Origin of the sequence: Aquipseudomonas ullengensis, from assembly GCF_014174475.1 — a bacterium.
Taxonomy (GTDB): domain Bacteria; phylum Pseudomonadota; class Gammaproteobacteria; order Pseudomonadales; family Pseudomonadaceae; genus Aquipseudomonas; species Aquipseudomonas ullengensis.
In genome coordinates this window covers 470,052-484,490 of the sequence record NZ_JACJUD010000002.1, presented here as the reverse complement: position 1 = coordinate 484,490, position 14,439 = coordinate 470,052, and the positions used below count along the sequence as shown (strand labels likewise).

Here is a 14,439-nt window from a genome sequence, read left to right as displayed (position 1 = left end):
ACTGCTCCCCTCTACCCTTTGGGGAGAGGGGCTGGGGGTGAGGGGCATTGGGCAGCGACGGTGCTGGCCGGAAAACTCGCCCCCTCACCCTAACCCTCTCCCCAGAGGGGCGAGGGGATGAAAGCCAGAGCCTGCGAGTTGCGGGCTGTCTTTTGCGTAATTGCAGCTCGGACGAATGAGCGTCGGCAGGGCTGCTCCCCTCTACCCTTTGGGGAGAGGGGCTGGGGGTGATGGGCATGGGGCCGCGACGGTGCTGGCCTGAAAACTCGCCCCTCACCCTAGCCCTCTCCCCAGAGGGGCGAGGGGATAGAAGCCAGAGCCTGCGAGTGGCGGGCTACCGGCGGATCACACGCAAGCGTCGCCTGCTGGCAATAAACAGCCGGCATAAAAAAGCCCCGCCGAGGCGGGGCTTTTCAGGTCAGGGTGAAGATCAGGCCGGGGTGGCCAGTTTCTTCAGCTCCTGATCGCGCAGTTCACGGCGCAGGATCTTGCCGACGTTGGTGGTCGGCAGGCTGTCGCGGAACTCGACTGAACGCGGCACCTTGTAACCGGTGAGGTTGGCACGCATGTGCTCCATCACCTGGTCCTTGGTCAGGCTTTCGCCCGGCTTGACCACCACGAAGACCTTGATCGCCTCGCCGGAACGCTCGTCCGGCACACCGATGGCGGCGCATTGCAGCACGCCCGGCAGGGTGGCGAGCACGTCTTCCAGCTCGTTCGGGTACACGTTGAAGCCGGACACCAGGATCATGTCCTTCTTGCGGTCAACGATGCGCATGAAGCCGTCGTCCTGAATGATGGCGATGTCACCGGTCTTCAACCAGCCTTCGGCATCGATCATTTCGTCGGTGGCTTCCTGGCGCTGCCAGTAGCCCTTCATCACTTGCGGGCCCTTCACGCACAGCTCGCCACGCTCGCCCAGCGGCAGGTCGTTGCCGGCATCGTCGATAACCTTGCACAGGGTCGACGGAACCGGAATGCCGATGGTGCCGATCTGGATGTTCTGGAACGGGTTCACCGAGACCACCGGGCTGGTTTCGGTCATGCCGTAACCTTCGCAGATGGAGCAGCCGGTGACTTCCTTCCAGCGCTCGGCACTGGCCAGTTGCAGGGCCATGCCGCCGGACAGGGTCAGCTTCAGCGAGGAGAAGTCCAGGTTGCGGAACGCCTCGTTGTTGCACAGCGCCACGAACAGGGTGTTGAGGCCGACGAAGGCGCTGAACTTCCAGTTGCTCAGTTCCTTCACGGTGCCCGGCAGGTCGCGCGGGTTGGTGACCAGGATGTTGTGGTTGCCGGTCAGCATCATCGCCATGCAGTGAAAGGTGAAGGCGTAGATGTGGTACAGCGGCAGCGGGCAGATGACGATCTCGCTACCTTCATTGAGGTTGGAGCCCATCAGCGCCTTGGATTGCAGCATGTTGGCGATCAGGTTGCGATGGGTCAGCATCGCGCCCTTGGCCACGCCGGTGGTGCCACCGGTGTACTGCAGCACAGCCACGTCGTTGCCGGCCGGGTTGCCTTCCGTTACCGGCTTGCCACGACCCAGAGCCAAAGCAGCGTTGAATTTGACGGCTTGCGGCAGGTTGTAGGCCGGCACCATCTTCTTCACGTACTTGACCACGGCGTTGACCAGCAGGCGCTTGAGCGGCGGCAGCAGGTCGGCGACCTCGGTGACGATGACGTGCTTGACGCCGGTCTTGGGCAGCACTTCCTCGGCCAGGTGGGCCATGTTGGCCAGGCACACCAAGGCTTTGGCGCCGGAGTCGTTGAACTGGTGTTCCATTTCCCGCGCGGTGTACAGCGGGTTGGTGTTGACCACGATCAGGCCAGCACGCATGGCACCGAATACCACGACCGGGTATTGCAGGATGTTCGGCAGCTGCACGGCGATACGGTCGCCAGGCTTGAGATCGGTTTGAGTCTGCAGGTAGGCGGCGAACGCCCCGGAGAGCTCGTACATCTCACCATAAGTGAGTGTCTTGCCCAGATTGCTGAAAGCAGGCTTGTCGGCAAAGCGTTGGCAGGACTGTTTCAGTACGGTCTGAATATTGGGGTACTGGTCGGCATCGATCTCGGCAGCGATCCCGACAGGGTACTTGTCCTTCCAGAAGTTTTCGGTCATGGAAGCCTACTCCTGAGCTACAGCTATGTTCACCGCGCGAATGGCGGCGATTTGTTGTGATAAGTGTGCCTTCTTTTGGCACTGGGTGCGGCAAAAAAGCGCGCCGAGAGTAGCAGCTTTGCCTAGGAGCGACCAGCACCAAAGTAGCCCTTGCCGGTCAAAAAAATGACCGATCATCGCTGATCGGTCATTTTCTCAGGCGCAACGCTGAAACCCAGGCCAGAACAGGCCTCAGCGGAATTTCACGCGATGTCGCGCAACTCGCGACGGAGGATTTTGCCGACCGGGGTCATCGGCAGGGCATCCTTGAAGACGATGTGCTTGGGTACCTTGTAGCCAGTGAAGTTCTCGCGGCAATAAGCCTTGATCTCTTCGGCGGTAACCCCGCCCTCGCGGGCGACGATGAACAGCTTGACCGCCTCGCCGGATTTCTCGTCCGGCACACCGATGGCCGCGCAACTGGCCACCTGCGGGTGGGCCATCATCACGTCCTCGATCTCGTTGGGGTACACGTTGAAGCCGGAGACGATGATCATGTCCTTCTTGCGGTCGACGATGCGCACGTAGCCGTCCGGGTCGATCACCGCGATGTCGCCGGTCTTGAACCAGCCTTCGGCGTCGAGCACTTCGGCGGTCGCTTCCTCGCGCTGCCAGTAGCCTTTCATCACCTGCGGGCCCTTGATGCACAGCTCGCCACGCTCACCGATCGGCTGCTCGACGCCCTCGTCGTCGATCACCTTGAGCGCAGTGCCCGCCACCGGGATGCCCACGGTGCCCAGGCGCGCCAGGGCGCCGTAGCAGTTGGTGGTCGCCACCGGGGCGGTTTCGGTCAGGCCGTAACCTTCCACCACGGCGCAACCGGTGACCTGCTGCCAGCGCTCGGCAGTGGCCTTGGACAGGGCGGTGCCGCCGGAGTTGGTCAGCTTGAGGCGGGAGAAGTCGAGGTTCTTGAACTCGGGGTTGTCCATCAGCGCGACGAACAGGGTGTTGAGGCCCAGGAACGCGGAGAACTGCCACTTGCCCATTTCCTTGATGAAGCCGGGAATGTCGCGCGGGTTGGTGATCAATACGTTGTGGTTACCGCTGACCATCATGCCCATGCAGTTCGCGGTGAAGGCATAGATGTGGTACAGCGGCAGCGGCGCGATCATGATCTCGCCGCCTTCACGCATCAGCGGCATGCCGTCTTCGCCCTGCTGCTGCAGGCAGTTGTGCACCTGCTGCATGTTCGCCACCAGGTTGCCGTGGGTGAGCATGGCGCCCTTGGCCACGCCGGTGGTGCCACCGGTGTACTGCAATACGGCGACATCGTCCGGGCCGACCTTGACCGGCTTCAGTGCATGACTGCGCCCGGTGCTGAGCACGCTCTTGAAGGACAGGGCCTGGGGCAGGTGGTAATCCGGCACCATTTTCTTGACCTTCTTCACCACGGTATTGACCAGCCAGCCCTTGAGGCTCGGCAACATGTCACCCATGCGCGCTTCGATCAGGTACTCGATCTGCGTGTCGGGCAGTACATCCTGCACCGACTTGCCGAAGGTATTGAGGTACACCAGGGCGCGCACGCCGGCATCGTTGAACTGATGGCGCATCTCGCGCACGGTGTACAGCGGGTTGGTGTTGACCACGATCAGCCCGGCGCGCATGGCGCCGAACACGGCAATCGGGTACTGCAGAATGTTGGGCATCTGCACGGCGATACGGTCGCCGGGCTTTAGGTCGGTGTTCTTTTGCAACCAGGCGCCGAAGGCCGCGGAGTAGCGTTCCAGTTCGGCGTAGGTCAGCGTTACGCCGAGGTTGCTGAAGGCCGGACGATCGGCGAACTTCTTGCAAGAACGCTCGAATACTTCGACCACCGAGCGGTAGGTGGTGAGATCGAGCTGGTTGGATACCCCAGCCGGGCGTTTGTCGTCCCAGAAGTCAGGTTGCATTGTTCTTATTCCCCTTGACCTAATGTCTGAACCGTCCCGCTGCATGGGGAAGGCATCGCCGGAACTTAGCAGCTCTACCGGATCAGGCAAATAGCTGGCAGGTGTCATTGATCACGTGAATCTTGCCGAAGATACGCCGCCACGCTTGCTAGCCTTAGTTGTAACCATCCATGTGTTTGTCCGGACCCTCTCCCTGCCCATGCACCTGCGCCTGATCGCCGCCCTGCTCTCGCTCGTCCTGCTGCCGGCCACGGCCGCCGAATTGCGCCTGGCCACCCTGGAATACCCGCCCTACAGCTCGCAGCTGATGCCTGCTGGCGGCAGCATCGTCGAGCTGACCACCCGCGCCTTCGCCACCCAGGGGCAGCGCGTGCGCATCGACTTCCTGCCTTGGGCGCGAGTGCGTGCCGACCTGCACAGCGGCCTTTACCAGGGTGCCCTGGCGCTGTGGCCACAGGAAATCATGGAAGAAAAACTCAACGCCTCGCGCCCGCTGTTCTACAGCCAGCTCGGGCTGTTCGTGCGGCGCAGCAAACCGCAGCACTTTCGCCAACTCAGCGACCTCAAGGGCCACAAGGTCGGCATCGTGCGCGGCTACGGCTATCCACCGACCATTCTGCGTTCGGGCATTGCCATCGAAGAGGCGGTGGACGACATCAGCAATCTGCGCAAACTGGAAGCCCGCCGCTTCGACCTGGTGCTGCTGGAACGCACCGTCGGTGAATACCTGATCGCCGCCGATGATGAGCTGCGCGGCAAGCTGATCTGGCAGGAACCGGCCCTCGAACGCCTGCCACTGTTCATCGGCTTCCGCCCACAAACGCCGGGCCAGCCGGACTGGGCGGCGATGTTCGAACGCGGCCTGCGCGAGCTGCACGCCAGCGGCGAGTACATGCAGATTCTGCGGCGCCACGCACCGCCACAGTAGTCGCGGTCCGTTGGGCTTTGCCGGATTCGGCCAGCCATGCACAATGCCGCTTTCCCCACGGACAAGGACCTTCCATGCAGCACCATGCGTTCTGGCTCGCCGCCAGTGATGGGGCCCAGCTCTATCTCAATCGCTGGTTCACCGAGCAGCCGCCCAAGGCGGTGGTGATGATCGCCCACGGCATGGCCGAGCACAGCGCGCGCTATGCCCGCCTGGCTGAAGTGCTGGTGGCGGATGGATTCGAGGTTTACGCCCACGACCAGCGCGGCCACGGCCGCACCGCTGAGCACGGTGTACTGGGGCTGTATGCCGACCGCGATGGCTGGAGCAAGGTGGTCGGCGACCTCGCCAGCCTCAACCACCATATCCGCCAGCAGCACCCGCAGGCGCCGATCATCCTGCTCGGTCACAGCATGGGCAGCTACATCGGCATGGCCTACCTGATGCAGCACAGCTGCAGCCTGCAGGGGGCGATCCTGTCCGGCTCCAATTATCAGCCACTGGGCCTGTACAAAGCCGCCAGCCTGCTGACCCGCTTCGAACGCTGGCGCCTGGGCCCGAATGCGCGCAGCAAACTGATCGACTTTCTCTCGTTCAGCTCATTCAACAAGGCCTTCCAGCCCAACCGCACGGCCTTCGACTGGCTCAGCCGCGACCCGGCGGAAGTCGACAAGTACGTCAACGACCCGCTGTGCGGCTACATCTGCTGCACCCAGCTGTGGGTCGACCTGATCGACGGCTTCAAACAGATCACCCCGGTGCGCAACCTGGCGCAGATCGACCACGACCTGCCGCTGCTGGTGGTTGGCGGCGACAGTGACCCGGTCAGCCAGGGCAAGCGTCTTGCAGACCTGGCCGGCGCCCTGCGCGCCGCCGGGATCAAGGACGTACAACTGAAGATTTACCCTGAAGCCCGCCACGAGCTGCTCAACGAGAGCAATCGCGACGAGGTCACCGCCCATCTGCTCGACTGGCTGAACAGCACCCTCGCCCACAGCCGTCAGTGCTCAACACCTGCCAAGGAGCCCGCATGACCCAGGTCACCAACATCCCCTACGACGCCCTCGAAGTCGGCCAGCAAGCCAGCTTCGAAAAAACCGTGGAAGAGCGCGACATCCAGCTGTTCGCCGCCGTATCCGGCGACAACAACCCGGTTCACCTGGACGCCGCCTTCGCCGCCGAAACCCTGTTCAAGGAGCGCATCGCCCACGGCATGTTCAGCGGCGCGCTGATCAGTGCCGCGATCGCCTGCCGCCTGCCCGGCCCGGGCACCATCTACCTCGGCCAGAGCCTGAAATTCACCCGCCCGGTGAAACTCGGCGACACCCTGACCGTGAAGCTGGAAGTGCTGGAAAAGCTGCCCAAGGGCCGCGTCAAACTGGCCACCCGCGTGTTCAACCAGAACAACGAGCAAGTGGTCGACGGTGAAGCCGAAGTGCTGGCGCCACGCGCCGAGCAGACCGTGACCATGCCAGCGATGCCGCAGGTCACGGTGGGCTGAAGCTGCTCCCGCCCGAGCCCAAAAGGCCCCGCCTGCACGCTGCCGACGGGGCTTTTTTATAGGTGCCTTGTCAGTTATGTGTGCACGATCTGTAGGAGCCAGCCCACTTAGACTAGGTGCACGCGTAGCGACTCAAGCCAAGCTCCGGCTTTATTGCCGTTGCAACCGTCGTTTATTTCGCATCCAGCCTGGACTAAGGCGCGCTTACTGCCTGCTGCTCGCTCGCTGCCTCAGCCAGCACCTTCACACTGGCCGTCATCCCCGCACTCAGCTGCAGGTGCTGCGGCAACTCCTTGAGCTTGATCCGCACCGGAATGCGCTGGGCCAGGCGTACCCAGTTGAAGGTCGGCTCGACATTGGCCAGCAACTGGCTGTCCGGCACCGCGTTGCGGTCGGTGATGCCGCGGCTGATGCTTTCCACCTCGCCTTGCAGCGGCACATCGCCGCCCATCAACAGCACCCGCACCGGCGCGCCGACCTGCACCTGCGGCAGTTTGGTTTCCTCGAAATAGGCCTGCACATAAAACGAGTCGTCGACCACCAGCGCCATCAGCGCCTGGCCGGATTGGACATAGTTACCCTGGGCCAGGTGCAGGTTGGTGATCTGCCCGTCGCGTGGCGCGTGCACTTCGCTGCGAGTCAGGTTGAGTTCGGCCACCTTCACGTCCGCCAGGGCTTCCTGGTATTCGCTGCGGGCGATGGCGGCGCTGATCTGCGCGTTCTCGCGCAATTCCGCACTGATCGCCTGCGGCCCCAGTTGCACACGACGACTGGCCTCGTGCTCACGCAGGCGCAATTGCTGGTGACGCGTCTCGGCCAGCGCGCGCGCCTTGTCCAGGGCGGCCTGGTAGCGCTCACGGTCGATGCTCAACAGCAGGTCCCCAGCCTTGACCTGCTGGTTGTCGTGCACCTTGAGTTCGACCACCCAACCGGACACATCGGGCGCGACGATCACCACATCGGCGCGCACCCGCGCGTCGCGCGTCCAGGGCGACAGCATGTAGTAATTCCACAGCCAGTAGCCGGCGGCGATGGCGACGACCACCAGGGCCAGGGTAATCAGCTTGCGCACAGCAGCTTGCATATCAAGGTTCCTTGCTCAGGCAGATAACAGCGCGACCAGCGCTGCCAGCACACACACATAAAGGGCCGAGTCGAACAGCGCCTCGTGCCATATCCAGCGCGCTACCCCGGCGCGCTGCAGGCCCAGGCGCAGCACGCCGGTGAGCAGCAGCGCCAGCAGCGCGTAAACCAGCATCGGGCTGAGCAGCACACCGCCCCAGGCCCACTCATGCAAATCCATAACCGTCTCCTTGTCGTTCGCACCACTGCCGCCAGCTGACCTGCAATTGCAGCAGCGCGGCCTCGGCCAGGCGCAACTCGGCCGACTGCGGATACCCCAGCAGCGCCTGCTGCAGCTGCTGTCCGGTTTGTTCGAGGGCAGCGGCCTGGGCGCTGTCCGGGCCGATCTGCAGTACCTGCTGCAACTGCCGCCAGAAGCGCTGCTCGGCCTCGCCCTGTGGCACCTGGGCCACGGTCAGGCAGGCGCGCAGGTGCAGCAGCTCGTCGCCCAGGTCAAGGCAGGCCACGCCATCGTCCCAACGGCTGCGGGTTTCACTGGGCAACACCGGGTAGTGCCGCGCCAGTTGCAGCAGACGATCGGCAATCCGCCCGCCGAACCAGTTGTCGGCACCGGGCAGAGTCCGCGAGGTCAGGCGCGCCAGGTCATCGAGGCTCGCGCGCAGCAGGCGGCGGCCATGCCATATCGGGTTCTGCAGGCTCACCAGGCGGAATGCCAGCACCGCGCAACTGACCCCGACCAGCATGGCAATGCCCGAATTGATGAAGGCCGCCACGTCATAAACCATGTTGTTCTGCGGTGCACAGAGGGTGATGAACTGCAGGCAGAACGCCGTCGAAGTGCCCGCCAGCGCCGGGCGCGCCATGCCCAGCACGCCAAACAACAGGGGCACGCCGAGGGCCAGGCACAGCAGCGGAAAACCGCTCCATTGCGGCAGCAGCAACTGGCCGGCAACGAAGGCCACCGGCAACGCATAGAGCACCCCGCGCAGAAAGCCCATACCGATCTGCGCCGCGTTCTCGCGGCTGGCAAAAAGACTGCAGAGCACCACCGCCATCAGCAAGGCGCCACTGGCCGATGGCCAGGCACTGAGCAGCCAGAACGCCGACAGCGCGATGAAGGTCAGCGCACTGCGCAGGCCGTAGACCAGCGCCGTCTGCACATCGCGGTGCCAGGACAGCGGCGGCGGCGCATCCTTTGGCGCCACACCCAGTTCAACCGCACGCAGCGCCTCGCGTGCCAGCAGGAACTGGCGGATCAGCACGGCCAGGCGCGCCAGGCAGAACTGTCGAAGCGGCGGGTGGCGCTCATCCTGGGACTCCAGGCGCAAACGCTCACGCAGAGCAGGCAGATCGGCGTGCTGCGGCTCGGCCAGCGCCCCCTGCACCTCGCTCAACCACGGCGCCAGCCCCAGCGCCTCGACCGGCGACAGCTGGCGCCATTGCCGCGCGACACCGCGCGCCAGGCGCAACAGGCTGAGCAGATCACGCGTCAGCACGCGCAATGCACGACCGCGTTGGCGCCCACGCTCGCCCTCGAACCAGGTGTGCTCGCGCTGGGCATCCACCGCGACGATGCGCCCGAGCACTTCCAGCAAGCCCTGGCGCCCCTGGGTGGCACCACTCAGCGCGCCACTCACCGCCTGCATGCCGGCCTCCCAGGTCAGGCGCGCCTGCTGCGCCACTTGCAGCTCGACCCGCTGTGGCCAGAGCAGCGCGCTGCAGGCGGTGGCGCAGAGAATGCCCAGGCAGATCTCCGTGCAGCGCGCCACGGCCTGATCGAACACCGCCAGCGGATGGCTGATCGCCGGCAGGCAGATGATCGCCACCGTGTACCCCGACAGCACGAAGGCATAGGCCCAGGCGCTGCGCAGCAGCGTCGAGGCAGCCGTGCACAGGCCCATCCACAAGGCCATCACCAGCAGGAACAACCAAGGCGCCTGGGCGAACAGGCCCATGAACAGCACCGACATGCAGGTGCCGACCAGCGTCCCGAGCAGGCGTGCCATGCCCTTCTGCACCACCATCCCGGACAACGGCTGGGCCACGATGATGGCCGTCATCAGCGCCCACTGCGGTTGTTCAAGGCCGAAACGGAACGCGCACCACAGCGCCAACCCGCCGCCCAGCAAGGTTTTGCAGGCGAATTGCAGGGCGGCACGGCTGGGAAAGAGAAAAACCGACAACAAATCTCGCACGCTGACTACCGAGTGAAGGTCCTATCTGAACATAGCGGGTTCTGCGGAAGGCTTATCGAACAATGCTAATTATTAGCCGGCTATCTATATTCGTCCAGCCAGGCAATGGATAAACGGTCTTGCAATTAATTAATTGATTAGTTAATTATTTGACCATGGACAAATCAGACACCCGCAACAAAGCCCCCCGAACTCCAGGCCGCCCCGCCGGCGATGCCCAGGGGCAACGCCAGCAACTGCTCGACGTGGCCACAGAGGCGTTCGCCCACAACGGCATCCAGGCCTCCAGCCTGCGCGTGATTGCCGAGCGCGCCGGGGTCACTCCAGCCCTGCTCAACTACTACTTCGGCAACAAGCAGAAGCTGGTCGAGGCGATGGTCGAGGAGCGCTTCCTGCCCCTGATCCAGCGCGCCTCCGAGGGCCTGCAGCAGGCCGGCGACGATCCGCAGGCGCTGGTCACCGTGTTCATCCGGGATCTGAGCCGCACGGTGGCCGAGCACCCCTGGGTGTCCCAGCTGTGGGTGCGCGAGATCCTCTGCGAAGGCGGCCTGCTCCGTGAGCAGCTGATGAGCCGCGTGGCGCCCATGGTGCCGCTGCTGCTGGCCCAGCGCTTCGCCGCTGCCCAGGCCCGTGGCGCCCTCAACCCAGCGCTCGACCCACGCCTGCTGGTGGTCTCGCTGATGGGCCTGACCATCCTGCCCTACGCCGCTGCACCGCTCTGGCGCGGCATTTTCGATAACCCGCAGATCGGCGACGACGCGCTGATCGCCCACACCTTGGCCTTGTTGAGCCACGGCATGGAGGCCTGAATGCGCCCTCTTCCCCTGTTTGCCGGCCTCATGCTGCTAGTCGCCCTGAGCGGCTGTGAAAGCAGCCACGATGAACTGCTCGGCAGTCTCGAATGGGACCGTATCGCCCTCCCCGCCGAAGCGTCGGAGACCATCCTCAACTGGCATGTGGCCGAAGGCGACCCGGTCGAAGCCGGTCAGCTGCTGCTGGAACTCGACCCGCGCCGCCAGGACGCTCGCATCGCCCAGGCCAGCGCCGAAGTGGCGCAGAACAGCGCGCGCCTGGCCGAGCTGAGCAACGGCGCACGGGTCGAAACCATCGACGCAGCCCGCGCCACCCTGGCGCGCAACCGGGCCGAACAGGTCGACAGCGAGCGCAACTTCCAGCGCATCGCCGCCCTCTACCAGCGCAAGCAGGTGGCCATCGCCGAGCTGGACCGCTCGCGCGCCGCCCGCGACCAGGCCAGCGCCGCCACCCGCAATGCCGAGGCGCAGCTGCGCGAGCTGACCAACGGCACCCGCCCCGAACAGCTCGAACAAGCTGCGGCCGCGCTGGACGCCGCGCGCGGCAACCTGGCGCAACTGCAGGTGGGCCGTGAACACCTGAGCCTGCGCGCACCCCGTGCCGGGCGTGTGGATGCCCTGCCGTTCAAGATCGGCGACCAGCCCGCCGCAGGCTCCGAACTGGTCAGCCTGCTGGTCGGCGAGGCGCCCTATGCGCGCGTGTTCATTCCCTCCAACCTGCGCGCCCAGGTGAAGATCGGCGACCCGATGCGCGTGTATGTCGAAGGCATCGAGCAGCCGTTCAAGGCCCGCGTGCGCAGCATCCACAGCGAAGCCAGCTTCACTCCCTACTACGCCCTGACCGGCGATGACGCCAGCCGCCTGATGTACCGCAGCGAACTGCTGCTCGAAGGCGACGCCGCGCGCCAGCTGCCCGCCGGCCTGCCCCTGCACGCGGAACGGGCCAGCGATGAATGACACCGACCTGGTGATCCGCGCACGCGGCCTGAGCAAACGCTTCGGTAGCCTGACCGCGGTCGACCACCTCGACCTCAGCGTACCCCGTGCCGAAGTGTTCGGCTTCCTCGGCCCCAACGGCTGCGGCAAGTCCACCACCATCCGCATGCTCTGCGGCCTGCTGCTGCCCAGCGAAGGCGAGATCGAGGTGCTTGGCTGCCAGATCCCGCGTGACGCCGAAGAACTGAAGCGGCGTATCGGCTACATGACCCAGAAGTTCTCCCTCTACGAAGACCTCAGCGTCTACGAGAACCTCGAGTTCCTCGCCACCGTGCAGGGCCTGGGCCGCCGTGAAGCGCGCCAGCGCATCGACGAAGTGATGGAGCGCTACTGGCTGGCCGACCGCCGCACGCAGATGGCCGGCACCCTCAGCGGCGGACAGAAGCAGCGCCTGGCCCTGGCCGGCGCGGTGCTGCACAAGCCCGATCTGCTGTTGCTCGACGAACCCACCAGCGCGGTCGATCCGCAGTCGCGCCGCGAATTCTGGGACTCGCTGTTCGAACTGGCCGACGCCGGCACCACCCTGCTGGTCTCCACCCACTACATGGACGAGGCCGAGCGCTGCACCCGCCTGGGCATCCTCGACGCAGGCCGCCTGGTCGCCGACGGTAGCCCGCAGGAGCTGATGGATGCCCTGCCCGGCCACCCGCTGTTGATCCACTGCGCGCAGCCACGCCAGGCGCAGCGCACCCTGGAAGGCAGCCCCGACGTGCTGGCCATGGCGCAGATCGGTGCCACCCTGCGCGTACTCTGCGCCAGCGCCGATTCACGCGCCGCCATCGAAACCCGCCTGCGCGAACAGGGCATCCGTGCCGATCTGCAAGACGCCCCGGCCAACCTGGAAGACGTGTTCGTCAGCGTCACCCGCAATCCTGTGCAGGCCACGCCATGAACCTGCGCCGCCTGTTCGCCATCGTGATCAAGGAACTGCGCCAACTGCGCCGCGACAAACTGACCTTCGTCATGATCGCCGGCGTACCGCTGCTGCAACTGGTGTTGTTCGGCTATGCCATCAACACCGACATCCGCGGCATGGACGCGGCCGTGCTGGACCAGGCCAACACCGCCAACTCGCGCGAGGTGATCGCGGAAATCGCCTCCAGCCAGGTGCTCGACCTGCGCTACCACCTCAACACCCCGCAGGAAATCGACCGCCTGCTGCGCGAAGGCAAGATCAGCGCGGCGCTGGTGGTGCCCAGCGATTTCGAGGCACGCCTGCAGCGCCATGACCGCGCGCCGCTGCAACTGGTGGTCGATGGCTCCGACCAGAGCGTGCAGGCCTCGGCGCGCCAACTGGCGGCCTACCCGCTGCCCGGCTGGCAGAACGAGCAAGGCGTGGAAGTGGTCAACTTCTACAACCCGGAACGCCTGGCGCCGCTGAACACAGTGCCCGGGCTGATCGGGGTGATCGTCACCATGACCATGGTGCTGTTCACTGCCGTGGCCCTGGTGCGCGAGCGCGAGCACGGCAACCTGGAAATGCTCATTGCCACGCCGGTGTCGCCCTGGGAGCTGACCCTCGGCAAGGTGCTGCCTTTCGTTGGCATCGGCCTGATCCAGGTCACGGTGATCCTGGTGGTCGGCTACTGGTTGTTCGGCGTGCCGGTACGCGGTTCGCTGCTGGAGCTGTACGGCGCGTCGCTGCTGTTCATCGTCGCCAGCCTGGCCCTGGGGGTGTACATCTCGACCCTGACCACCACGCAGTTCCAGGCCATGCAGATCGCCTTCTTTACCTTTCTGCCGCAGATCCTGCTCTCGGGGTTCATGTTCCCCTTTGCCGGCATGCCCAAGGTGGCGCAGTGGTTTGCCGAGCTGATGCCGCTCACCCACTACCTGCGCCTGGCGCGCGGCATCATGCTGCGTGAGGCGGGGTTGCTCGATTTATGGCTGGAGATGGTGGTGCTGTTGGTGTTTGCCATTGTTCTGCTGGCGCTGGCGGTTACTCGGGTAAGTAAGCGGCTGGACTGAGACAGGCCGGCCCTGGGCATAGCTATCTGCCGAGTGCTTCGATACTTCTGGTTTCGCCCTCCCGGGCGAGTCACTTTCTCTTGTCTGGCCAAGAGAAAGTAACCAAAGAGAAGGCCACCCCTGCATCCGGCCCCGGCTACGCCGGGGTTCGTGACCAGCCTTCGGCTGTTACTTCGTTTCACTCCATCATCGCTCCAGGGGCCCGCCGCGAAGGGCCATCCCTGGCCCATCGCGGCTCTCGCGGCATCCATGCCGCTCAACCCCTTGACTCGCTTCGCTCGCCCTTCGGGCCAGCCTACGGCTGTTACTTCGCTTCGCTCCGTGTCACGACGATTCCGTTCACCCTACTGAAGGGGGAGTTGGTGTTGCCTGATGGTCCGTACAAACAGAACAAGAAAAGAGCAAAAGCCTTCAGGCGACTCGGAGCCAAGATCCCGTCAGGAGGCCGAGCGTAGGTGTTGCGTAGGGGAGTGAGCCGCATGGATGCGGCGAGAGGCGTAAAGGGCCAGGGATGGCCCTTGTACGCCGGCCTCCGGAGCAACACCGGAGCGAGGGAAGTTTCGCGTAGCGAAACCCGGATGCCGGGCGCGCTTTCTCTTTGGTTACTTTCTCTTTCGCGCGAGCAAAGAGAAAGTGACTCGCCCGGGAGGGCGAAACCAGAGGCCTCGGAACACTCAGTAAACAGCCCAGCCCCAAAAGCTCCGCATCAATCCGCGAAGAACAAAAAATGGGCGACCGAAGTCGCCCTAAATTGCCTTGCGTGCACGTGAACCGGAAGGATCAGTCAGCTTTGACCGGTACCCGATGGGCATCCTTCCAGATGAAAAAGCCGACGCCGCCGAAGAAGGCGAACATCAGAGCGACTGTGCCGATGCCGGCGAGAACCACAGTATCGATAAACAT

At 64.5% G+C, this 14,439-nt stretch carries 13 protein-coding genes; 7 read left to right on the top strand and 6 right to left on the bottom strand.

Annotated elements, in window-relative coordinates:
* Positions 1-430 precede the first annotated feature (430 nt).
* Positions 431-2,122, bottom strand: coding sequence for a long-chain-fatty-acid--CoA ligase FadD1 (gene fadD1, locus H3H51_RS07680; protein ID WP_183088463.1), 1,692 nt, complete (start codon positions 2,120-2,122; stop codon positions 431-433).
* Positions 2,123-2,364: 242 nt separating this feature from the next.
* On the bottom strand, positions 2,365-4,053 hold the full coding sequence (gene fadD2, locus H3H51_RS07675) for a long-chain-fatty-acid--CoA ligase FadD2 (protein WP_183088462.1): 1,689 nt from the start codon (positions 4,051-4,053) through the stop codon (positions 2,365-2,367).
* Between the two features lie 199 nt (positions 4,054-4,252).
* Here fadD2 and H3H51_RS07670 point away from each other — a divergent pair, with 199 nt between their 5' ends.
* The 3 genes from H3H51_RS07670 (at position 4,253) to H3H51_RS07660 (ending at position 6,482) form a co-directional block, all read left to right on the top strand.
* Complete coding sequence (locus H3H51_RS07670) at positions 4,253-4,981, top strand: substrate-binding periplasmic protein (RefSeq protein ID WP_235981310.1); 729 nt, start codon at positions 4,253-4,255, stop codon at positions 4,979-4,981.
* A gap of 74 nt (positions 4,982-5,055) precedes the next feature.
* Positions 5,056-6,015, top strand: a complete 960-nt coding sequence (locus tag H3H51_RS07665) for an alpha/beta hydrolase (protein ID WP_183088461.1) — start codon at positions 5,056-5,058, stop codon at positions 6,013-6,015.
* Positions 6,012-6,482: a MaoC family dehydratase gene (locus tag H3H51_RS07660; protein WP_183088460.1), complete on the top strand. Its 471-nt coding sequence runs from the start codon at positions 6,012-6,014 to the stop codon at positions 6,480-6,482. Before H3H51_RS07665 ends, H3H51_RS07660 begins: the two co-directional genes overlap by 4 nt.
* A 193-nt stretch (positions 6,483-6,675) precedes the next feature.
* On the opposite strand, the gene H3H51_RS07655 is transcribed toward H3H51_RS07660, so the two are convergent.
* Genes H3H51_RS07655 through H3H51_RS07645 form a run of 3 tightly spaced genes read right to left on the bottom strand, consistent with a single transcriptional unit; the run spans position 6,676 to position 9,760 of the window.
* Complete coding sequence (locus tag H3H51_RS07655; protein ID WP_183088459.1) at positions 6,676-7,566, bottom strand: efflux RND transporter periplasmic adaptor subunit; 891 nt, start codon at positions 7,564-7,566, stop codon at positions 6,676-6,678.
* A gap of 15 nt (positions 7,567-7,581) precedes the next feature.
* A complete protein-coding gene (locus H3H51_RS07650) occupies positions 7,582-7,785 on the bottom strand; it encodes a DUF1656 domain-containing protein (RefSeq protein ID WP_183088458.1) in 204 nt (67 codons plus the stop codon).
* The gene (locus H3H51_RS07645) at positions 7,772-9,760 is read right to left on the bottom strand and encodes an FUSC family protein (protein ID WP_183088457.1); all 1,989 of its coding nucleotides are present in this window, start codon (positions 9,758-9,760) and stop codon (positions 7,772-7,774) included. Before H3H51_RS07645 ends, H3H51_RS07650 begins: the two co-directional genes overlap by 14 nt.
* Positions 9,761-9,915: 155 nt before the next feature.
* On the opposite strand from H3H51_RS07645, the gene H3H51_RS07640 reads away from it, so the two are divergent.
* From H3H51_RS07640 to H3H51_RS07625, 4 genes are read left to right on the top strand one after another with little or no spacing between them, the layout of a single operon-like run.
* Entirely contained in the window at positions 9,916-10,569 is a 654-nt protein-coding gene (locus tag H3H51_RS07640; protein WP_183088456.1) for a TetR/AcrR family transcriptional regulator, read from the top strand.
* Complete coding sequence (locus H3H51_RS07635; protein ID WP_183088455.1) at positions 10,570-11,529, top strand: HlyD family secretion protein; 960 nt, start codon at positions 10,570-10,572, stop codon at positions 11,527-11,529.
* Positions 11,522-12,460 (top strand): ABC transporter ATP-binding protein, encoded by a 939-nt coding sequence (locus H3H51_RS07630; protein ID WP_220790893.1) that lies wholly within the window; start codon positions 11,522-11,524, stop codon positions 12,458-12,460. Before H3H51_RS07635 ends, H3H51_RS07630 begins: the two co-directional genes overlap by 8 nt.
* Positions 12,457-13,536 carry an ABC transporter permease gene (locus tag H3H51_RS07625; RefSeq protein ID WP_183088454.1) on the top strand — a complete coding sequence of 360 codons (1,080 nt, stop codon included), beginning with the start codon at positions 12,457-12,459 and terminating at the stop codon, positions 13,534-13,536. Before H3H51_RS07630 ends, H3H51_RS07625 begins: the two co-directional genes overlap by 4 nt.
* Positions 13,537-14,316: 780 nt before the next feature.
* On the opposite strand, the gene ccoM is transcribed toward H3H51_RS07625, so the two are convergent.
* Complete coding sequence (gene ccoM / locus H3H51_RS21270; RefSeq protein ID WP_268945815.1) at positions 14,317-14,439, bottom strand: cytochrome c oxidase subunit CcoM; 123 nt, start codon at positions 14,437-14,439, stop codon at positions 14,317-14,319.